At 45.7% G+C, this 19,738-nt stretch carries 20 protein-coding genes; 8 read left to right on the forward strand and 12 right to left on the reverse strand.

Features of this window, described 5'->3' with window-relative positions:
- Positions 1-118: 118 nt before the first annotated feature.
- Positions 119-919: a nucleoside triphosphate pyrophosphohydrolase gene (gene mazG / locus ECHVI_RS05730; RefSeq protein ID WP_015265011.1), complete on the reverse strand. Its 801-nt coding sequence runs from the start codon at positions 917-919 to the stop codon at positions 119-121.
- A gap of 73 nt (positions 920-992) precedes the next feature.
- On the opposite strand from mazG, the gene ECHVI_RS24020 reads away from it, so the two are divergent.
- From ECHVI_RS24020 to ECHVI_RS05760, 6 genes are all read left to right on the forward strand, one after another.
- Complete coding sequence (locus tag ECHVI_RS24020; RefSeq protein ID WP_015265012.1) at positions 993-1,223, forward strand: hypothetical protein; 231 nt, start codon at positions 993-995, stop codon at positions 1,221-1,223.
- 70 nt (positions 1,224-1,293) lie between these two features.
- Complete coding sequence (glmM, locus tag ECHVI_RS05740; RefSeq protein ID WP_015265013.1) at positions 1,294-2,685, forward strand: phosphoglucosamine mutase; 1,392 nt, start codon at positions 1,294-1,296, stop codon at positions 2,683-2,685.
- 143 nt (positions 2,686-2,828) lie between these two features.
- On the forward strand, positions 2,829-3,971 hold the full coding sequence (locus ECHVI_RS05745; protein WP_015265014.1) for a cysteine desulfurase family protein: 1,143 nt from the start codon (positions 2,829-2,831) through the stop codon (positions 3,969-3,971).
- 343 nt (positions 3,972-4,314) lie between these two features.
- Positions 4,315-4,893, forward strand: a complete 579-nt coding sequence (locus ECHVI_RS05750) for a non-canonical purine NTP diphosphatase (protein WP_041739508.1) — start codon at positions 4,315-4,317, stop codon at positions 4,891-4,893.
- A gap of 147 nt (positions 4,894-5,040) precedes the next feature.
- The gene (gene udk, locus ECHVI_RS05755; protein WP_015265016.1) at positions 5,041-5,673 is read left to right on the forward strand and encodes a uridine kinase; all 633 of its coding nucleotides are present in this window, start codon (positions 5,041-5,043) and stop codon (positions 5,671-5,673) included.
- 278 nt (positions 5,674-5,951) lie between these two features.
- Positions 5,952-6,386 carry a hypothetical protein gene (locus tag ECHVI_RS05760; RefSeq protein WP_015265017.1) on the forward strand — a complete coding sequence of 145 codons (435 nt, stop codon included), beginning with the start codon at positions 5,952-5,954 and terminating at the stop codon, positions 6,384-6,386.
- 71 nt (positions 6,387-6,457) lie between these two features.
- Here ECHVI_RS05760 and ECHVI_RS05765 read toward each other — a convergent pair whose 3' ends face one another.
- The 6 genes from ECHVI_RS05765 to ECHVI_RS05790 all read right to left on the reverse strand — a co-directional run bounded on the left by ECHVI_RS05765 (position 6,458) and on the right by ECHVI_RS05790 (position 11,805).
- Positions 6,458-6,778: a hypothetical protein gene (locus ECHVI_RS05765; RefSeq protein WP_015265018.1), complete on the reverse strand. Its 321-nt coding sequence runs from the start codon at positions 6,776-6,778 to the stop codon at positions 6,458-6,460.
- A 277-nt stretch (positions 6,779-7,055) separates the two neighbouring features.
- On the reverse strand, positions 7,056-7,556 hold the full coding sequence (locus tag ECHVI_RS05770; RefSeq protein WP_015265020.1) for a hypothetical protein: 501 nt from the start codon (positions 7,554-7,556) through the stop codon (positions 7,056-7,058).
- A 225-nt stretch (positions 7,557-7,781) separates the two neighbouring features.
- Positions 7,782-8,219 (reverse strand): ribose 5-phosphate isomerase B, encoded by a 438-nt coding sequence (gene rpiB / locus ECHVI_RS05775; RefSeq protein ID WP_015265021.1) that lies wholly within the window; start codon positions 8,217-8,219, stop codon positions 7,782-7,784.
- Between the two features lie 12 nt (positions 8,220-8,231).
- Positions 8,232-9,077 (reverse strand): twin-arginine translocase subunit TatC, encoded by an 846-nt coding sequence (tatC, locus tag ECHVI_RS05780; protein ID WP_015265022.1) that lies wholly within the window; start codon positions 9,075-9,077, stop codon positions 8,232-8,234.
- A 16-nt stretch (positions 9,078-9,093) separates the two neighbouring features.
- Positions 9,094-10,362: a serine hydroxymethyltransferase gene (locus ECHVI_RS05785; protein WP_015265023.1), complete on the reverse strand. Its 1,269-nt coding sequence runs from the start codon at positions 10,360-10,362 to the stop codon at positions 9,094-9,096.
- A 483-nt stretch (positions 10,363-10,845) separates the two neighbouring features.
- Positions 10,846-11,805 (reverse strand): pyridoxal-phosphate dependent enzyme, encoded by a 960-nt coding sequence (locus ECHVI_RS05790; RefSeq protein WP_015265024.1) that lies wholly within the window; start codon positions 11,803-11,805, stop codon positions 10,846-10,848.
- Positions 11,806-11,861: 56 nt separating this feature from the next.
- Between ECHVI_RS05790 and ECHVI_RS05795 the strand changes: the two genes are divergently transcribed.
- Positions 11,862-12,551: a peptidoglycan DD-metalloendopeptidase family protein gene (locus tag ECHVI_RS05795; protein WP_015265025.1), complete on the forward strand. Its 690-nt coding sequence runs from the start codon at positions 11,862-11,864 to the stop codon at positions 12,549-12,551.
- Positions 12,552-12,803: 252 nt separating this feature from the next.
- Here the strand turns inward: ECHVI_RS05795 and ECHVI_RS05800 are convergent, their stop codons facing one another.
- From ECHVI_RS05800 to ECHVI_RS05820, 5 genes are all read right to left on the reverse strand, one after another.
- Entirely contained in the window at positions 12,804-14,591 is a 1,788-nt protein-coding gene (locus ECHVI_RS05800) for an ABC transporter ATP-binding protein (RefSeq protein ID WP_015265026.1), read from the reverse strand.
- Positions 14,592-14,720: 129 nt separating this feature from the next.
- Entirely contained in the window at positions 14,721-15,038 is a 318-nt protein-coding gene (locus tag ECHVI_RS05805) for a DUF6787 family protein (protein WP_015265027.1), read from the reverse strand.
- Between the two features lie 93 nt (positions 15,039-15,131).
- Complete coding sequence (locus ECHVI_RS05810; RefSeq protein WP_015265028.1) at positions 15,132-16,862, reverse strand: M14 family metallopeptidase; 1,731 nt, start codon at positions 16,860-16,862, stop codon at positions 15,132-15,134.
- Positions 16,863-17,584: 722 nt separating this feature from the next.
- Entirely contained in the window at positions 17,585-18,034 is a 450-nt protein-coding gene (gene tnpA, locus ECHVI_RS05815; protein ID WP_015265029.1) for an IS200/IS605 family transposase, read from the reverse strand.
- Between the two features lie 287 nt (positions 18,035-18,321).
- Entirely contained in the window at positions 18,322-18,831 is a 510-nt protein-coding gene (locus tag ECHVI_RS05820; RefSeq protein ID WP_015265030.1) for a regulatory protein RecX, read from the reverse strand.
- A gap of 97 nt (positions 18,832-18,928) precedes the next feature.
- Here ECHVI_RS05820 and tpiA point away from each other — a divergent pair, with 97 nt between their 5' ends.
- The gene (tpiA, locus tag ECHVI_RS05825; protein WP_015265031.1) at positions 18,929-19,690 is read left to right on the forward strand and encodes a triose-phosphate isomerase; all 762 of its coding nucleotides are present in this window, start codon (positions 18,929-18,931) and stop codon (positions 19,688-19,690) included.
- Positions 19,691-19,738 lie beyond the last annotated feature (48 nt).

Raw genomic sequence — 19,738 nt, forward strand, 5'->3', positions numbered from 1 at the left:
AGTTGATAATCAATTTATTCGGATTCATGATAGGTTATTTGGCTTGTTTCGGATAATCAAAGTCAAAAGTAAAAATTTATTGGCTTTCATCTTAAAATAATGCTATAAATCTGAGACTTTAATGCTTTTTCGCTTCATTCCAAAAAATATCCATCTCATTTAGCGTCATGTCTCCCAGGTTTTTCCCGGCCTTTTTGGCTGCTTCCTCAAGATATTGAAAGCGATAGATAAATTTTCTGTTGGTCTTTTCGAGGGCTTCCTCCGGATTAATATCGACAAAACGGGCGTAATTGATCAGGGAAAATAGCACATCCCCAAATTCACCAGTGGCCCTTTCACGATCTATATCTTCGGGAGCTGTGACATCAAAGGCTTCCTTGAACTCCTGCATTTCCTCTTCCACTTTTTCCCAAACCTGTGCTTTGTCTTCCCAGTCAAATCCCACTCCTCTGGCCTTTTCCTGAATGCGCATGGCTTTGATCAGTGCCGGTAGTGACCGCGGCACTCCTCCAAGGACACTTTTATTGCCTTTTTCCTGAAGTTTTATCTTTTCCCAGTTTTGTTTCACCGCCTCGTCATCGTTTGCCTCGGTATCGCCGTAGATATGTGGATGGCGCCGGATCAGCTTTTCGCATAGACTTTCGATTACCGTGGCAATGTCAAAGGCACCCTTTTCTTCCCCGATTTTGGCATAAAAAACTATGTGGAGCAAAATGTCCCCCAACTCCTTTTTCACTTCTTCCAAGTCCGCATCAAGAATGGCGTCGGATAGTTCGAAGGTTTCTTCTATGGTGAGGTGGCGTAGACTTTCGATGGTCTGTTTACGATCCCAAGGGCATTGCTCCCTTAGCTCATCCATGATGGTCAACAGCCTGTCAAATGCCTCTAGTTGTTGTGATCGGGAAGAGATTTTGGACATAGGATTCGGGAAACTATTTGGATTGTGTGGACGTTTTCAAAGTATTACGTAAATTTGAGCAAATTAATTGGATATGGCAACTCTATATTTGACTTTGGGATTTCTTGCACTGTTTTTCATTTTGATGTCCGTGAGGCTGATTTTCCTCAAAAATGGACAGTTCAAAGGGACCTGTGCATCCCAAAATCCATACTTGAACAAGGAGGGGGGGACATGCAGCTATTGTGGGAAATCAATGGACGAAGGCGAAGCATGTGGTAACCCTGATTCAGAGGTCAATAAAGTAATGGAAAGATTTAAATAATCACCAAGAGTTCCAGCTTGTCTAGGCAAGTGGGATTTTTTCTCATAGTTTATAACTAAACGCTATCAAAGTGGCATTAATTAAGTCTATTTCCGGTATTCGTGGGACTATCGGAGGAAAATCAGGAGAAGGACTGACTCCTGTTGACATTGTAAAATTCACCTCTGCATATGGTGCGTGGATCCTAGAAAAAACCAACAATCCTCGAATCGTCATCGGCAGAGATGCGAGAATCTCAGGAGATATGGTTTCCAAATTGGTCACTGCTACGCTTCAAGGGCTGGGCATTCAAGTGATCGACTTGGGGCTTAGCACCACGCCAACAGTAGAATTTGCCGTGCCGCTAGAAAAGGCAGGTGGCGGTATTATTCTGACGGCCAGCCATAATCCCATTCAATGGAATGCGCTAAAATTACTCAATGACAAGGGCGAGTTTATCTCTGACCAAGATGGAAAAGAGGTGCTCGAAAAGGCTGAAAAAGAGGATTTCGAATTTGCTACCGTTAAGAATATCGGAGCCTATACCTTAGTGGAAGATTATATCGACCGTCATATTGACCACGTGCTGAGCCTGGATTTGGTAGACAAAGAAGCCATAGCTGCGCGTAACTTCAGGGTGGTCATTGACTGTGTGAATTCCACAGGAGGCATTGCCCTTCCCAAGCTGCTCAAAGCCCTCGGGGTGGAGCATGTGGAAGAAATGTACTGTGAACCTGACGGCCATTTTCCGCATAATCCAGAACCTCTTCCCGAAAACCTTAGGGATATTTCCAGTAAATTGAAAAATGGAAAATTTGACCTGGGGATTGTGGTAGATCCGGACGTGGACAGGTTAGCATTCTTGACAGAAGATGGATCGGCATTTGGGGAGGAATATACCTTGGTCGCCATAGCAGACTACGTGCTTTCCCAAACACCAGGTAATACCGTGTCCAATCTTAGCTCTACCAGGGCACTGAGGGACGTTACTGAGAAGCATGAAGGGACCTACAATGCCGCTGCCGTGGGAGAGGTCAATGTGGTCAATAAAATGAAAGAAACCAATGCCATCATCGGTGGTGAAGGCAATGGAGGCGTTATCTACCCATCGTCACATTATGGCCGGGATGCTTTGGTGGGGATAGGACTGTTCCTGACACACCTCGCCAAATTTGGCAAAACCGCCAACAGGCTTCGGGCGAGCTACCCCAACTATTATATTTCAAAAAATAAGATAGAGCTCACCCCTGAAATTGACGTGGATGCCATTTTGGATGAAATCAGTAGAAAGTATAGCAAACAGCCCATCAATGACATTGATGGGATCAAAATAGAATTCGAAAAAGAGTGGGTACATTTGAGGAAGTCCAATACGGAACCCATTATCCGTATCTACTCCGAATCTGAGACCAAGGCGACAGCAGAGCACTTGGCCAATAAACTTATTTTGGACATTAAAGAGGTGATCTCTGCAAGCAAATAACCAGCATTTCGCTGTTATTTAGAGGTGAATCAGCCATTTTTGGTGGGCAAAGGAATTTTCCAATTAACAAAATGGATGGTTTTACTGTACCAAAATCATAGCATCTTGCTACCAGAACCAACATACCCAAGTATTTAGAGATAATGAATATTTATTTAGATAATGCAGCCACCACCGCACTCGATGAAAGGGTGCTGGAAGCCATGCTGCCTTATATGAAAGGGCATTATGGCAATCCTTCTTCCGTCCATTCTCACGGTAGAGAAGTAAGGACAGCGATCGAACGCTCCAGAAAAAAAGTAGCTGAATTGTTGAATGCAACGCCCGGTGAAATTTTCTTTACCTCTGGAGGGACCGAAGCTGACAATACCGCACTGGTATGCGCCATTGAAACTTATGGGATCAAAGATGTGCTGACCACTCCAATCGAGCACCATGCTGTTTTGCATACCTTGGAGGAATGTGAAAAGCGGGGCCATATTACACTGCATTTTGCAAAAATAAACGCGGATGGTGAAATTGACATGGGCCATCTTTCCGAATGGATTCAAACCCATCCCCATGCGCTGGTGTCCATCATGCATGCCAATAATGAAATTGGCAATATCAATGATATCCATGTGATTGGACAGCAGTGCAAGGAACATGAGGTGTTTTTCCACTCAGATACCGTGCAGACCATGGGCCATTATGTACACGACCTAAAAGAGTTGTCCATAGATGCCATCGTCGCGGGAGGGCATAAGTTCCACGGCCCAAAAGGCTCCGGGTTTTTGTATTTGAACAAGAAAAACAAAATCAGGCCGTTTATCTACGGTGGGGCACAAGAACGAAGCATGCGCGGAGGAACGGAAAATGTGTATGGTATCGTAGGAATAGCCAAAGCGCTGGAGCTGGCCTATGAAGATATGGAAGCCCATCAGCAGCATGTCCAAGGACTCAAGAAGCGCTTTATAGAACAATTGAAAGAGGGAATTCCAGGCGTGGAGTTCAATGGCCTTTCAGCTGATTTGGACCGTAGTTTATACACCGTACTTAATGTCAGCCTTCCGCCATCCGAAGAAAATAGCGGTATGTTGCTATTTAACCTTGACCTCAATGGAATATCCGCTTCTGGAGGCTCCGCCTGCAGCAGTGGTGCTACGGTAGGCTCTCACGTGTTACGCGCACTTGATGCTCAGCCTGAGAGAGACTCCGTCCGTTTTTCGTTCAGTCGTTTCAATACCATCCAAGAAATCGACTATACGGTCGAAAAACTAAAAGAACTTTACGGCGTTATTGCCTGATGAGTATAAGGTGAAACAGTAAACTGAGCCGGCCAAATTGGTCGGCTTTTTTTGTTGAAAGGGCTGCGGCGGGCACCAAAGGGGTGGCGGATCAAAGACCAAGTGAATTTTCTGGGCGGACAGCTTCCCCGGAAAGTGGGCATTTCCACTATGGGCTGGATGAATGCATACAAAATAATTTCATGAGCATTCAAGGAATATTTTTCGTAAATAAGAAGGGCTCACTGATGGCATGATCAACAACCAGCATAATCCAAGCCTTGGCAGGGAGCCCTCCAGTTTGACTAGTAAGATTAAGCCACGTCGCTCTTCCCTTCGGAAAAAAAATACTTATTTTTGCACCATGAAAATTTGCTTTGCTACGAATAATCCCAAAAAGATCGAAGAGGTAAAGGCCGCCTTGGGCGAAGACTTTACCATCGTTTCGTTAAAGGAAATCGGCTGTCATGAGGAATTGCCTGAGACGGGTGACACGTTGGATTTCAATGCCTTCCAGAAGGCCCGACACGTATTTGAAAATTATGGCGTCAGTTGTTTTGCCGATGATACGGGCCTGGAAGTAGCGGCATTGGATGGAGCACCGGGCGTATATTCAGGAAGGTATGCCGGAGCGCCCCGCAGTGATGATCGAAATGTCGACAAGTTACTGGAAAATATGGAAGGCGTAACCGACCGTAAAGCCCAATTCAGAACAGTGATTGCCTTGATTTTGGATGGGAAGGAATACAGTTTTGAGGGAGTGGCAAAAGGCGAAATCATTCAGGAAAGAATTGGAGAAGGGGGCTTTGGCTATGATCCGGTATTTAGGCCGGAGGGGCATGGTGAAACGTTCGCTGAACTCAGCATGGAAGCAAAAAATGCTATCAGCCACCGGGGAAAGGCCGTTCGGAAGTTGATTCATTTTCTGAACAGTTACCGCTAGCGCTACAGGTGTTTAGCGCACCTTGAGCATATACATGAGGAGATTGCTTCACCATACCATTCGATGGTTGGCCATGAAGAATGAAAGCGATGCTGGACAATACTCTGTAGATTAAGACAATTGCCTTTGCATAAAACTGGAGATATCATGAGAAAACCTTACATCGTTGGCATCACGGGGGGAAGCGCCTCCGGCAAAACCCTGTTTCTGAACCGGCTGCTGCAAAGCTTCGATCCAGCAGAGGTCTGCCTCATTTCCCAGGACAACTATTATAAGCCCATCGATCAGCAGCCCCTGGATGAAGAAGGTATTGAGAACTATGATACTCCCTTTTCCTTTGATTTTGATGCATATGCGGCGGATATAGAAAAAATCCAACGCGGTGAACACGTTTTTCGACAAGAATACACCTTTAACAATCCTGCCGTAACCCCAAAAATGCTGGAATTTAAGCCTGCCCCGGTAGTGGTGGTGGAGGGGATTTTTGTGTTATACTCACCTAAGTTGACCAACTTGCTGGACCTGAAGGTTTTTATAGATGCCAAGGATTATATCAAATTGAAGCGGAGGATTGTCCGGGATAAAGTGGAAAGGGGCTACGACCTCGATGATGTGCTCTATCGCTACGAAAAGCACGTGATGCCGACCTATGAAAAATACATCGACCCGTCCAAGCACGACGCCGACCTGATCATCCCCAATAACGACAGCTTTGATAATGGCCTGGAAATGGTGAAGATTTTCCTTAGGGAAAAAATCAACAACCAGCCCTGTATTTGAGCAAAAACCGGTGTTTTTTTATGGTTGGAAGGTCACTAGGCTTATAAGTTTTATTGCCCGATAGCTTTATCAGCTGTTCGGGATTTGTAATTCCGAACTCACCATAACACAGGATTTACAATCCTCGAAAACCCATTCCCAAACATACATTTAGGGAACCGATCCACGGCTGCCCAGAAAGTATGATTTATATCACACCAAAAAGTTTGGCTCGTTTTCATCAGAATGGCAAAGTGTTTGTGAATTGGCTGCAAGTTTAAACCAAGTTTTAAGTTACCATGATGAAAAAGTTTTTATTCGCAGCATTGGCAGTCTTTTTATTACTGCAACACGAAGAGTCCAAGGCACAGGTTAGTGTGGGCATTTACCAGCAAAATTTCGGCACCTACCTGGCGGTGGGGAGTGATCCAGACAAAAAGATGTTTGGCGAGGGCCGACTGGAAGGTGGCAATGAGGTGGACATCGAAGGCACCTTTGGGTACAACTTTATCCAGAAAGAAGAGGTGAATTTTTACAGCGGTGTCCATGCCGGAATCATCAATGTCGGCGAGGGTAGCTCTGGGTATTTTGGAATTCCCTTAGGTGTATTGGTAAAGCCCTTTCCTGCCACCAGGAATTTCGGCTTCCTTTTGGAGGCCAGCCCACTGTTTATCCCTAGTGTGGACACTTCCTATCTTCGGGCAGGTATTGGGCTGAAATATACGTTCCGTTAAGAATAAAACAAAGAAGCCGTTTCCAAAATCATAGAGATGATCTTCGAAACGGCTTCTTTCACAAAAGATGTTTAGAAAGTGAAGGAGACTCCCCTACTCGCCATAAACATCTCACTACCGCCAATATAAGGCTGGTAACCACCTTGACTTACCAGTGCCACATGATCCCCTAACCTGTTCCATAGTTTTAGTCCTATTAAATAGGATAAATCAATTCTAGGGCCAACATTACGGTACTCAATTTTTCCCTCTCCATCTTTGTGAATACCTCTGACCGCTTTAAAAGAAGTTCTAATTCCTGAAATTTGCGGAATTAAACGAAGGCTGCGGGTATTGATGACTGTATATCCGATCCCAAATTTCCAGGTAGAAAAGTTTATAATTTTTTTCATCTGGTTCAAGATCAAATATAAACGTACTACCTCCTCCTCTTAGGTGCCCCAGACTACAAGCTCCTTCCATGACAAGCCTATTACCAATAGTCCGTGAATAACTTACTTCCATGCCAATTGCATTTAAATACAATCTGGATCCTTCATTGTAGTGAATGAAGTTGGGACTTAAGGTGATCCCATTTTTTTGGATTCTCTTGAGCCAATACCCTACCACGGAGGGTAGCCAATAATAGAAGTGCGACTAAGCTAATAATAGTTTTCATGATCTAATCAGTTAATGAGTTGAGGAAAAATACCATTCCACTTGGGTCATTCGATAGATTGGAAGCTTAGTACCCGGGTAGAATCCAGCATCATTCTCCCTAATAAAGAAAATAGGACTGTCGAGTGTAGCAGTACTTCCCGATGTCCTGGAAAATGCCGTGGCCTGATGAAATGCCCTCACTATCGCTGACTGTTTCCTGCTCAAGGGATCCACTTTCTCATCAAATAGCAATCGGAGGTTATAACTTATTTCTCTCGAATTACCTTTTATATCTCCAAACCCGAAAAGTTCGGCCCTCGCTTCAGGGTCTTTCATTACCTCTCCCATGTATAGGGAAAGTTCTTTAAGCTGCTTTTCATACGCTTGGCGATCCATTGGATTGGTTTCGGTTGACCCTACTTCCTCATGCTCTGTCATTAAAGGTTCTTCCTGTCCATTTTCCTGACAAGAAGTCCACGTCAGGGTTCCTAAAATCATTAAGGAACATAAATAAATACTAAATATTTTCATTGTAAAGGAGTTTTAGTAAAAGAATAGTACATTTTAATACTCCAATATTTAAATTCAAAAAAATCCCCTACGCATCCCTACGCAAGGTGACATAAATCACCTAAAAAATTATTATCGATCATTAATAAGTAAAAAAGCCTTGTAGCAATCGACTACAAGGCTTTTTATTACTGGATATGCTCACCAACCAACTTGAAGCTACTGGCTTTTCGCCATAAATTTTGATTATTTACAAGCGATCTTATTCACCCGATTAGCATGCCTGCCACCTTCAAATTCGGTATTTAGGAAGGTACCGACCATTTCTTGGGCCAGTTCGTAAGGGACAAACCTCGCCGGAATGGAGATCACATTGGCATCATTATGCTGGCGGCTGAGGGCGGCCAGGTCATTGTTCCAGCAGATGGCTGCACGGATGCCTTGGTGCTTGTTGGCCGTGATGGCAACCCCATTGCCACTGCCGCAGACGACGATGCCTTGCCTAAACTCTCCGGATTCGATGGCATCACACAAGGGATGCACATAGTCCGGATAGTCCACAGAAGCATCCGAAAAAGGCCCAAAATCCTTCACCTCGTAACCCTCCTTTTCAAGGAACGTTACCAATTGCTGCTTGTAATCAAATCCGGCGTGATCTCCGCCGATGGCTATTTTCTTTGACATGATATGGTTTGGTTAATAGTCTTCTTCTGCTGCTCGTTCTTCCCTTCTTCGTCGTTCGAGACGCTTGGCAATGATGATTCCCGCTTCATAAAGTATCAATATCGGCATGGCAATCAACAGCTGACTAATGACATCAGGAGGTGTGATGACGGCCGAAAGCACCAAAATGATGACCACGGCATGCCTTCTGTAGGATTTTAGCATCGCGGAATTCACCAGTCCTGACATGGACAGGAAGTAGATGACCACCGGAAGCTGAAACATTACCGCTGAGGCCAGCACCAGCATCACCAAAGTGGAGATATACGAAGTGATATCAAATTCATTGGCAATGGAAGGATCCAGCCGATAATGCGATAGAAAGTTAATGGACAATGGCGACAGGATATAATACCCAAATGCCGCCCCCATAAAGAACAGCAAGCTCACAAAGAACACCGCTCCCCGGGCTGCTTTCCGCTCTCTCGAGTAGAGCCCTGGGCTGATAAATCGCCAGACTTCCCAAAACACGTACGGGAAAGCCACGATCAGCCCTACCACCAAACTGGAGGTCATGTGCATGGAAAACTGCCCTGTCATCTGCCTACTTTGCAGGATGAAAGGGAGCTCTTGGATACACAGTGCAGGGATATTCAGTGCATCAGAAACCTTGCAAAGCATCCGATAGGTGAAAAAATCCACCTTGGATGGTCCCAAAATCACTTGTCCAAAAACAAAACTTTTAGAAAGGAAGGCCAGAACTGAAAAGATCAGCACAGCTGCAACGGACCGGACCAAATGCCAACGCAATTGTTCCAAGTGGTCCAAAAAGGACATGCCGTCTTCTTCCTCTTCTTCCCGGTATTGATCTAATGCCACGTAGTTTCTTCTTTACTTAATACAATGGAAACTGAACCATCCAGTCGTTTACTTCCTGCTTGATCTTGGCCAGGGCAGCTTCGTCTTCATGGTTCATCAGGGCCCTATCGATCAAGTCCACGATTTTGGTCATTTCTTGCTCTTTAAGGCCACGAGAGGTGATGGCGGCAGTTCCGACACGCATACCGGACGTCACGAAGGGCGAACGGGTGTCGAAAGGCACCATGTTTTTATTGATGGTAATGTCCACTTTTCCAAGGGTTTCTTCGGCGATTTTACCGGAAAGGTCCTTGTTTCTAAGGTCGATCAGCATCAGGTGATTGTCTGTGCCACCGGAGATCAGCTTATAGCCTTTTTCCACGAAGGCATCTGCCATTATGGAAGCATTTTTCTTCACTTGAAGAATGTATTCCATGTACTCATCAGACAGGGCTTCTTGGAAAGCGATAGCCTTGGCAGCAATGATATGTTCTAACGGCCCTCCCTGCATTCCCGGGAATACCGCAGAATCCAGCAATTGGGTCATTTTTCTAAGTTCTCCTTTTGGGTTTTTGATGCCAAATGGATTGTCAAAATCCTCTCTCATCATGATCAGGCCACCGCGTGTACCGCGTAGGGTTTTGTGGGTGGTGGTGGTCACGATATGGCAGTGCTCCAACGGATCCTTTAGGAGGCCTCTGGCAATCAGCCCCGCAGGGTGGGAAATATCAGCCAATAGCAAGGCTCCGACTTCATCTGCAATTTCCCTGAACCGGGCATAGTCCCAATCACGGCTGTAGGCAGAAGCACCGCAAATGATCAGCTTGGGCTTTACTTCACGGGCCTTTTCGGCCACTTTGTCCATGTCTATGATTCCGGTTTCTTCTTCTACGCCATAGAAATGAGGCTTGTAGTTTTTTCCAGAAAAGTTTACCGGTGATCCGTGTGTCAAGTGCCCACCGTGAGAAAGGTCAAAACCAAGGATATGGTCACCAGGATTTAGGCAAGCCAAGAATACCGCCGCATTGGCCTGTGCACCGGAATGGGGCTGCACATTCGCCCATGTAGCACCAAAAAGCTCTTTCGCACGATCAATGGCGATCTGCTCGATGTCATCCACTACTTCACAGCCACCGTAATACCGCTTCTTGGGAAGGCCTTCCGCATATTTGTTGGTCAGTACGCTACCGGCAGCTTCCATCACCTGCTTGCTGGTGAAGTTTTCAGAAGCAATCAATTCGATGCCTCTCTTCTGACGGTCTTCTTCTTTTTGGATAAGGTCAAATATTACCTGGTCTCTTTTCATGAATATGATCTGGTTTTTTACAGTCTTTTTTGTCTTCCCTAGAGGCTTTCCCGAAGATTATCGGAAATGATTCATGTCGCACCTCAATGGCATTGATCCATTCGGGAAAATCAAATGGTTTTTTGGCTGCCCAAAATTAGTTCGAAACAATGTATTATCCAATTGATTGGGGAATTGCTTATGTAAATCACTTTTGAAAAATTTGATTGATCAAATTTTCCTCTCGGAATATCTTCCCATGTGATGTACCTACGGTACATGAAGAGCGGTTGATGATGGCGGCTAGCACCAAGCATCCCGTGATATCAACGCATAAGCGGCTTTGAGCCTAAACCCGCCATGTCAGTGGTTCCGCCTCTCTGCAGTGGTAACAACGGAGGCAGGGAGGTGACCCTAGAAATATGATTGGTTACCAATCTGTCAATTGATTGCCGAATCCATCGCAACCTGCGTATTCCGAGCATAACGCCAATAAGTCCCCCCTTATGTAAAGGGCAGTTTGCTCACATCCACATTTCCACCTGAAATGACGATCCCCACTCGTTTGTTTTGAAAGAGTGGTTTATTCGCTAAAATAGCCGCCAAAGGCACAGCACTGCTCGGCTCAATGACCAGCTTCATGCGCTCGAAGACCAGTCGCATTGCTGCGATGATCTGATCATCAGAAACCGTGAGGATGTCCGCTACATTTTTGCTTATGATGGTAAAATTTCTTTTGCCAAGTGAGGTCAGCAGGCCATCGGCAATGGTGTTCGGGTTTTCCATTGGGATGATTTTGTTGGCCTTTAGACTGCGATAGGCATCATCAGCGCCTTTTGGCTCGGCACCATAAACGGGCGTCTTTCGAGATAGGTAATGCGTGGTCAGTGCAGTGCCTGCCAACAATCCTCCACCACCCACCGGGGTAATGATGGCGTCAAAAGGGATGCCTTCATCCCACATTTCCAAGGCGCAGGTGGCCTGTCCTTCGATGACGTCCATATAATCATAAGGAGGAATAAATGCCGCCCCTGTTTCTTCCACTACCTTTTCAAGTGTCGTTTCGCGGGCTTTAAGGTTGGGTTCACATTCGATGATTTCACCTCCGTACGTACGCACCGCTGCTTTTTTGATTGCGGCCGCTGTGGAAGGCATCACGATATACGCTTTGGTGCCGGTCTCCTTGGCCGCTCGGGCCAGTGCAGCAGCATGATTACCGCTGCTATGGGTGGCCACACCGTTTTTCTTTAATCCTGGAGGAAGTTTCAAGATGGCATTGGTGGCTCCTCTGGCTTTGAAGGCTCCCACTTTTTGGAAATTTTCACACTTGAAATACAGTTGACAATCTGCCATTTTGTTGATGGCTTCACAAGTCAAAATAGGAGTGTGGTGGATATAGGCCATGATCCGTTGATAGGCCTGCTTGATATCAATGAGTTGGGGGATTCTATAGGTTTGCTGCATGGGTTAAAGTTAACATTTTGAACACAAATTGTGTATATTTCGCCAAAATATCCAAGATGCAAAAACTACTTAATTCCTTAGAAATCAGTGATATTTATCCTTTGGTAGGGGTCAAATTAACTGCTGAAAACAGCATGTTGTTGGATTTTACTGCAAAAAACGAAGATTTGGCCACCCTGGATATTTCAAGTACTCCCTTATTTGATGCGTATGTTTTTGGGCAATTGGACGCCGCAAAAAAATCCTTCGGCATTGGCGGATACCTCGAGCCCAGGGCCATTTACCATCGAAGTGAGGTGTTTGGGAAGGATCATGAAGAAAGGCGCTCCATACACTTGGGAGTGGACATCTGGGCAAAAGCAGGACAGCCTATCTTTGCCCCATTGGCAGGGCGTGTCCATAGTTTCCAAAACAACAAAGGGTACGGGAATTATGGCCCGACCATTATTTTGGAGCACACCTACGAGGATGTGACCTTTTTCTCCCTGTATGGCCATTTGGCAAAGGCGGATTTGGAGGGCTTGCAGCTGGGGCAGCAGGTCCAGGCGGGAGAGGAATTTGCGCACATCGGCCCATTTCCTGAAAATGGGGATTGGCCGCCTCACTTGCATTTTCAACTGATGTTGGATTTAGGAGATCACTGGGGGGATTATCCCGGGGTTTGCGCACCAAAAGACTTAGATTATTACCGTAACAACTGCCCAGATCCATCATGGCTGCTGGGGATGGAAAATGCCTTCCATTGACCGGGTTTCGAGATGCGGAGGAGTTCTGGCTCAAGTAATTTACACCCCTTCAGTGCAGGTTACAGAATCCACTTGGTGTCATTGGGAGGTTGTGGCATTTTTATTTATTCGTGGTTTTACCATTAAGCAAACTGCCAGTCCCCATCAGCATCGCCAAATCTCTCAGAGAAACGATCCTTTATTTCCGGGTGAAACCGATTTTGCACTTAGTACTATCACTTTTGCTGCCTGGAAGTGCTTTTCAGCCTCCCCTTACTCGGCAAACTGAAGCTTTACCAAATTGGCGTAAAATCCTCCTTTTTGCACCGCCAGATCGTCATGGCTTCCTTCTTCCACGATTTCCCCATCTTTCATAACATAGATGCGGTCCACTTTTCGGATGGTCGCCAGCCGGTGGGCAATGACAATGGTGGTCCGATTTTTCATCAACTCATCCAAAGCTTCTTGCACCAAGGCTTCAGATTCAGCATCCAAGGAGGAGGTGGCCTCATCAAGGATGAGGATAGAAGGATTTTTGAGGATGGCCCGGGCGATGGCAATTCGCTGACGTTGGCCACCAGAGAGCTTGATGCCCCGTTCTCCTACCAAGGTGTCCAGCCCTTCAGGGAATTTACCGATAAACTGCCACGCATTGGCTTTTTTGGCAGCTTCGATGATTTCCTGCTCTGTTGCTTCTGGTTTGGCGTAAGCGATATTCTCACGGATGCTGCCCCCAAAGAGCAACACTTCCTGAGGCACGATCCCGATATTGGAACGCAGCTGCTTAAGGTTCCAGTTTTGGATAGGCTTATCATCAATGGTGATTTCACCGAAGTTGATGGTATAAAACTTCATCAGCAGCTGGATGATGGTGGATTTGCCAGCCCCGGAATGTCCTGCCAAAGCGATTTTTTCACCGGATTGGATGGATATGTTGATATGTTTCAGCACATCGGCTTCCGGACGGGTAGGGTAGTTAAAGCTGACATCAGAAAAGGAGACGTTTCCTTTGATGGATACTTCTTGGTAGTCCGCTAAGGATTCTTCGGGACTTTCGTCGAGGATTTCGAGGACCCGTTCAGAGGACCCGATGGCCTTTTGTACTTGGCCATAAATATCGCCCAGTCCTGCGATAGATCCGCCGATAAAGGTCGTGTAAAGAACAAATGACACCAAATCCCCAATGCTCATGGCACCCGTGCTGACCATCATGGCTCCGTACCACATGACCGCCACGATCCCACCAAACAAGGCAAAGATGATAAAGGAGATAAAGGCGCCTCTAAATCCCGCGGCTTTGAGGGCTACTTTTACCACTTTGTTCAGGCCTTTTCCGTATCGAGCAGCTTCATAAGCTTCTCCGGCAAAGGATTTCACGGTGCTGATGGATTGGAGGGTTTCCTCCACGATGACATTGGCAGCGGCCAGTTCGTCTTGGGTTTCCTTGGAGAGTTTACGGATAAACTTGCCGAAAACCATGGCAATGATCACCAAAACCGGGAAGGTGGCCAGCATAAACAAGGTCAGTCTAGGGGTGGTCACAAAAAGAAAAACGGTCCCGGCCAGCAAGGTGATGATCTGTCTGAACAGCTCCGCCAAGGTGACCGAAAAGGTATCTTGGAGCAAACTCACATCAGAGGTGATCCTGCTGATCAATTCCCCTGTGCGGCGCTTGTCAAAGAAACTCATGGGAAGGTTTACCAGTCGGCTATATAGTGAAAGCCGGATATCCCGCATGGAGCGTTCGCTTACCAAAGCAAATAGCCAAACCCGAAAAAAGGAAAATACACTTTGGACAAAAAGAATCCCAATCAGCACTAGCGCAATGGTGTTGATGTTCGAAAACATCCATTTTTTCCCTTGGGCCACATCGATCAGCTTTCCGGCAACATACGGAAAGGCCAACAAGGTGAGGCTGGAAAACAGCAGGAAAATAAGCCCTACGATGAAAATCCCCTTGTACGGCAAGACAAAATTGAATATGCCAATCAGCTTGCTAAGGTTCTTTTTGTTCAGCTTTCTTTTCTCGTGTTCTTCCAGTGCTTTTTTCTTCTTTGCCATATCGGGTGCGCTACTTCTTCATTTGCGGCTACAAATGTACAAGATTTGGTTTATAAATGATAACGATCACTAAATCAATAGAAAATACGGAATTGCGGTATAAAGACCGCTGTAATTTACGGTAAAATGCTACCTTCGGATGAACAACGCGCCTATTCTTTGGAAAAATTTCTTTTCTTTTCGCCAGAAAAAGGAAAACTGGCCAAAAACAAAGCCATAAGCCAGCAATAAAACTTGGTAGAGCGGCAAGACCAGTAGCAAGTAAAGAACGGTTTTCCAAAAACCTCCTGATGACATGTCCACGCCCAGAAAATCAAAGATCGGCTGCTTGATTAACAGCACTGTAAATCCCGTACAGGCAAAAGCCAAAAGCACCAGCAGTACCTGCCGGATGCTTTTGAGTTGCCATTTATGTTGGAGTCTTTTAAGGAGACTGTTTTTGCTCATGATGGTGATCTTTTGCCACTTGTGATGCTCATAGTGGTCTGATAATTAGCAAAGAAAACATTCATAAGCCATCAATATACAAATTTGTCCCCATTAGTTTATCCTGAAAATAGGATAACGCATGTATTCTTTTTCCTTCCAAGGGGAATGCTCATAGACCCATCTAAGTTGGGCAGCACCGTTATCGGCAAAGTCAGGATTCTTGGCTTTTTCCTCCTCCAATGCTTCCCTCAATCCTGGGTTTTGGGCAAGGTAATCCGCTGCCAAATCCTCAAAAACATAAGCAGAGTAACCTTCCTTGGACTGAAGGATGGTGTCAAAGTAATTCCAGGCAAAATAACTGTCTTCCCCTTGAGGTTCCAGCACTTCCATGATAAAGCCATTTGAAGATTGGTTCATAGGGACTAGCCAATCGCCCGCCCGTAGGGATACCTGCTGGGGAACTTCTCTTACTTGGATGTCCGAATGGAGGTAGTGGCCTTCATAGGGCTTTTGCAGCGTCTCAAATTCCGTGATGTAGTAGGTGGTGACGTCGAGGGTCGTGTCGGCCTTTACGGCTTTCATGTGGACATGGTTCCGCCGGAGGTTTTCCACTACCTTGAACCAGCCTTGGGGAATGACATAGTAAGTGGGCTTTTCGATGGAAATCGATGGTGAATAGGTGTCGTAGAAATCCACTTCTGCTTCAAAAGGTTTGTTGCGGTCATAAAATAGCCGCGGCTCACCAGAAATGTCACTTGGCTTGTGGCCTGATTCGTAGCCCAAGAAATCTATCGTGGCCGGATTTTCCCTTACGGATTGATAGTTAAAGTCGAAAGTTTCCTGGCTTTTTGCCGCTTCACGGTCTGCCTTCACTGCTGCGACAATTTCTTTTTGGTCCCGCTCAAAAATGGCGGTGTACGATTGGAAAAGCTTGTACATGCTTTCTACCCGCTGTCGGTACGTTTTCAGCATATGGGCTTCTGGCACATAGCTAATGGTATGGAATAGGGAAGCATAACCACTGGAGTAACGCGGCGAATCCTTAAACTGCGACCAGCCATTTTCCGGTACGTCTCCCCAGACATTTACATAAGGTACCAAGGACGATCCACGCTCTTTCATCTGGCTGAAGAGTCCTGGGGTCAAGGTTTCATGCATGTATTTGCCCGCGGCCCCGCCCAGCATATTGTGCTGGGTTTCGATGAGGGTCATGATGTGCTGGTAATCCGCTCCATTACTGGTGTGCGTGTCGATGAAGACATGTGGCTGTAGCCATTGGAAGATTTCCTGAAAGCTCTCCGAATTTTTTGTGTCTGTCTTGATAAAATCCCTGTTCAGGTCATAGTTGCGGGCATTTCCACGGAAACCATGGGCTTTGGGCCCTTCTTGGTTTACCCGGGTGGTCGAATTCCTGTTCAGGTGCCCCCCAATATTGTAAACGGGGATTAGGGCCAGCACCATGTCTTCGTCCCAATTTTCCTTCCCCTGCAAAATGTCACGGAGGTACATCATGGAGGCATCGATGCCCACCGGTTCTCCAGGGTGGATGCCATTATTTACAAAAACCACCAATCGTCCTTCTGCCTGCCAACTTTCCGGGTCAAAGTTTCCCTTTTGGTCCATTATGACCAAGTGGAGGGGTTTGCCACTGTCGGTGGTTCCCATGGAGGTTAGCTGAACTTCTTCAAAATCATCAGCCAAGTTTTGGTAATAGGCAATCACTGCTTCATATTCAGGAGTTTCCGTTCCATCGGATGTTTCGAACAGGGTGGTGTATGGTTGTTGGCCAAAGGCAGAAAAGAAAAGCCCTGCCAATGCCACCAATAGGGTAAATTTTTTCATATCGGTTGATTTAGTGTACGGTCAATTCCTGCTCAAGGTAGCCAAAGAATGTTTTATCAGAAAAGGTCCTTTTATAAGTGGCTCGGAATTTTTTATATGGCTGGGCAAAAACCTATCAAATTCAGCCAATAGGGATGTTTCTATCCAATCTTCCGTGTGTAATTTACCAGCTCAAAATTAATAGTTCAACCCCTCCGGGGTTGGCGAGAGGGGTGGAGGGTGTTGTGCTTTCCCAAGGATTCTCCTTGGGTTATGGAAGTTTGAACCCTCCGGGTTCGGCCTGCGGGGATTTGAAGCGTGTAATCCCACAGGGGAATAATGACCAAATCTAAATTCTTGCAGGTTTAAATTTTCTTGGCGTTTGGCAGGAATTGGATGAACCTGCGTTTGATTTTAAAGCCCGTGACTTCAAGTCTTTAATGGAGGTCTGTGTACTGAAAGTTTCGAACATCATGAGATTACCATGTCCTATACAACCTATCGCAAAAGGGCTCCCTGTGACGTTTTGGCATTGGAATAATTGCCGAACTGAGGTGATAAAGATGGTATATCCATAAACAAGGGTTAACTTTCCTCAAGGGAGACCTTGGAATCAAGTCATAACTAATAAAACTACGAGGTAGCCCATAACCCCGGAGGGGTATAATGACCATATCCAATGGTGCAACCATTGGCATGAGCAAACTTAACCACCCCCAACCCCAGAGGGGTTGAACGCCTTCTTATTCAAACAAATACTTTTCCTCAAAAGGGATTCCATGTTCGTTGAGAAGCTTTTTGTACTCATCAACAAACGTAGTGGATTCATGGTGCTCTTTCTGTTTTTTGATGTAATTGATTATTCTATCCTTTTCTTTAACAGATAGTGTAAATGCTCCATAACCAACAGACCAGCCATTCCAATTAGGAAACTTGGGATGCTTTCTCATCCAAGTGCTGCTCGAAACTTTAAGGTCTTTTATGAAATCAACAAGGCTTATTTGTGGATTAATATCTACCAACAGGTGGATGTGATTCTCTATGCCGTTGATCTGGTACAATTGACATTTTTTCGCTTTAACAATTCCCCAAATGTATTTGTATAATTCCAAGCAATATTTGTCAGGGATGCTTGGCTCTCTGAGTTTTGTGCCAAATACCAAATGGTAAAATAATTGTCTATAGCTGCTCATGGTTAGATTTGGGTTTTGTGTGCTGTGTAATTTACCAGCTCAAAAGGAAAAGTTCAACCCCTCTGGGGTTGGCGAGAGGGGTGGAGGGTGTTGTGCTTTCCCAAGGATTCTCCTTGGGTTATGGAAGTTTGAACCCTCCGGGTTCGGCCTGCGGGGATTTGAAGCGTGTAACCCCAGAGGGGAATAATGACCATATCCAATAATTATGGATTAGCCCGCAAGGGATTTGTTAAAAGTAGGTTCTGGTGATGAAATGCTGGAAGCCCGTTCAAATCCAGCCATTGACGTTAACCCTTTGAGGCGACTTCCTGCAGGGCATTGCTCACCAAGTCATACTCAAACCCTCTACTGATCAGGAAGCGGTGGATTTTGGCTTTTTTCTTAAAATCATCACTTTCTCGGGTGGTCGCCCACTTTTTTTCCGTCAACTCCACTAAAGTGTTCCAGTATGCTTCCGCGTCAATTTCCCGCATGCCCAATTTGATACAGTTGGGAGAAAGCTGGTGCTGCTTTAGTCCTTGCTCGATTTTCAGGCGGCCCCATTTTTTGAGGTGAAACTTGCCCCTGACGTAGGCCTCGGCAAATCGCTCTTCGTTGAGGAAATTTTCCGTAATCATGATTGAAATAAGCTCTTCTACTTCATCTTGATAGAGTCCATAGCCGTAGAGTTTATCCCTTACTTCCTGCTGGCTTCGCTCCTGGTATGCACAAAATGCCGCAATCTTCACCTTGGCTTGGCCAGGGGTCAGTGTTTTTTTCTGAGGCTCTTGGGAATAATCTTTTCTTGGGAAGGACATTTTATGTAATTTTAGCAGCGAAACATCTTCCGGGGACCGCAGTGGACTCAGGAAGTCTTTTTCTCATTCAAATATATCAAACCTAACCTAAATTATCATGCGCAAGAAAATCGTCGCCGGTAACTGGAAAATGAACGGAACGCAGGAAGAAGGTCAAAAGCTGACTTCTGAGATTGTCAATATGGTCAAAGATGAAAGGATCAGTGATGTCACAGTGGTGTTGAACCCTCCTTTTGTCCATGCTTCCAATGTGAAAAAACTGATCGGTGGAGTGGATAACATCTTCCTTGGCGGACAAAACTGCTCTGATAAAGCATCCGGTGCTTACACAGGCGAAACTTCTGCCAGCATCTTGGCCTCTTTCGGAGCCACTTACGTGATCATTGGTCACAGTGAGCGTAGAGAGTATTTTGCAGAATCCAATGAGCAGCTTACCGAAAAAGTGAAATTGGCCTTGGAAAATGGGCTTACCCCGATCTTCTGCTGTGGAGAGCCCCTTGAAATCAGGGAAGCAGGTACGCATGAGGCATATGTAAAGGATCAATTAACAGAAAGTCTGTTTGGTCTGAGCGAGGAAGATTTTGCCAAAATTGTGATTGCCTATGAGCCTATTTGGGCAATCGGTACCGGCAAAACAGCCTCTTCTGACCAAGCACAGGAAATGCATGCTGCCATCAGGGCACACTTGGCCAGCAAATACGGCGAGAAAATCGCTGAAGGAACCAGCATCCTTTACGGAGGAAGCTGCAAGCCAGATAATGCACCAGAGATTTTCTCCAAGCCAGATGTAGACGGCGGGCTGATCGGTGGTGCATCGCTAAAATCTCGGGACTTCGTGGACATCATCAAGTCCTTCTAAGTTAACTAGAGGCTGTTTCATAAATAAATAATCCGTCATCACGAGCGG

Source organism: Echinicola vietnamensis DSM 17526, assembly GCF_000325705.1.
Classification (GTDB): Bacteria; Bacteroidota; Bacteroidia; order Cytophagales; family Cyclobacteriaceae; genus Echinicola; species Echinicola vietnamensis.

What these genes read in the sequence shown, in the direction of transcription:
- ECHVI_RS05745 (WP_015265014.1), top strand. Translation starts at nt 2,829, where the DNA reads ATGAATATTTATTTAGATAATGCAGCCACCACCGCACTCGATGAAAGG.
- ECHVI_RS05760 (WP_015265017.1), top strand. Translation starts at nt 5,952, where the DNA reads ATGATGAAAAAGTTTTTATTCGCAGCATTGGCAGTCTTTTTATTACTG.
- ECHVI_RS05820 (WP_015265030.1), bottom strand. Translation starts at nt 18,831, where the DNA reads ATGTCCTTCCCAAGAAAAGATTATTCCCAAGAGCCTCAGAAAAAAACA.
- udk (WP_015265016.1), top strand. Translation starts at nt 5,041, where the DNA reads ATGAGAAAACCTTACATCGTTGGCATCACGGGGGGAAGCGCCTCCGGC.
- ECHVI_RS05790 (WP_015265024.1), bottom strand. Translation starts at nt 11,805, where the DNA reads ATGCAGCAAACCTATAGAATCCCCCAACTCATTGATATCAAGCAGGCC.
- ECHVI_RS05810 (WP_015265028.1), bottom strand. Translation starts at nt 16,862, where the DNA reads ATGAAAAAATTTACCCTATTGGTGGCATTGGCAGGGCTTTTCTTTTCT.
- ECHVI_RS05765 (WP_015265018.1), bottom strand. Translation starts at nt 6,778, where the DNA reads ATGAAAAAAATTATAAACTTTTCTACCTGGAAATTTGGGATCGGATAT.
- mazG (WP_015265011.1), bottom strand. Translation starts at nt 919, where the DNA reads ATGTCCAAAATCTCTTCCCGATCACAACAACTAGAGGCATTTGACAGG.
- ECHVI_RS05805 (WP_015265027.1), bottom strand. Translation starts at nt 15,038, where the DNA reads ATGAGCAAAAACAGTCTCCTTAAAAGACTCCAACATAAATGGCAACTC.
- ECHVI_RS05785 (WP_015265023.1), bottom strand. Translation starts at nt 10,362, where the DNA reads ATGAAAAGAGACCAGGTAATATTTGACCTTATCCAAAAAGAAGAAGAC.
- ECHVI_RS05795 (WP_015265025.1), top strand. Translation starts at nt 11,862, where the DNA reads ATGCAAAAACTACTTAATTCCTTAGAAATCAGTGATATTTATCCTTTG.
- ECHVI_RS24020 (WP_015265012.1), top strand. Translation starts at nt 993, where the DNA reads ATGGCAACTCTATATTTGACTTTGGGATTTCTTGCACTGTTTTTCATT.
- ECHVI_RS05750 (WP_041739508.1), top strand. Translation starts at nt 4,315, where the DNA reads ATGAAAATTTGCTTTGCTACGAATAATCCCAAAAAGATCGAAGAGGTA.
- rpiB (WP_015265021.1), bottom strand. Translation starts at nt 8,219, where the DNA reads ATGTCAAAGAAAATAGCCATCGGCGGAGATCACGCCGGATTTGATTAC.
- tpiA (WP_015265031.1), top strand. Translation starts at nt 18,929, where the DNA reads ATGCGCAAGAAAATCGTCGCCGGTAACTGGAAAATGAACGGAACGCAG.
- ECHVI_RS05800 (WP_015265026.1), bottom strand. Translation starts at nt 14,591, where the DNA reads ATGGCAAAGAAGAAAAAAGCACTGGAAGAACACGAGAAAAGAAAGCTG.
- tnpA (WP_015265029.1), bottom strand. Translation starts at nt 18,034, where the DNA reads ATGAGCAGCTATAGACAATTATTTTACCATTTGGTATTTGGCACAAAA.
- ECHVI_RS05770 (WP_015265020.1), bottom strand. Translation starts at nt 7,556, where the DNA reads ATGAAAATATTTAGTATTTATTTATGTTCCTTAATGATTTTAGGAACC.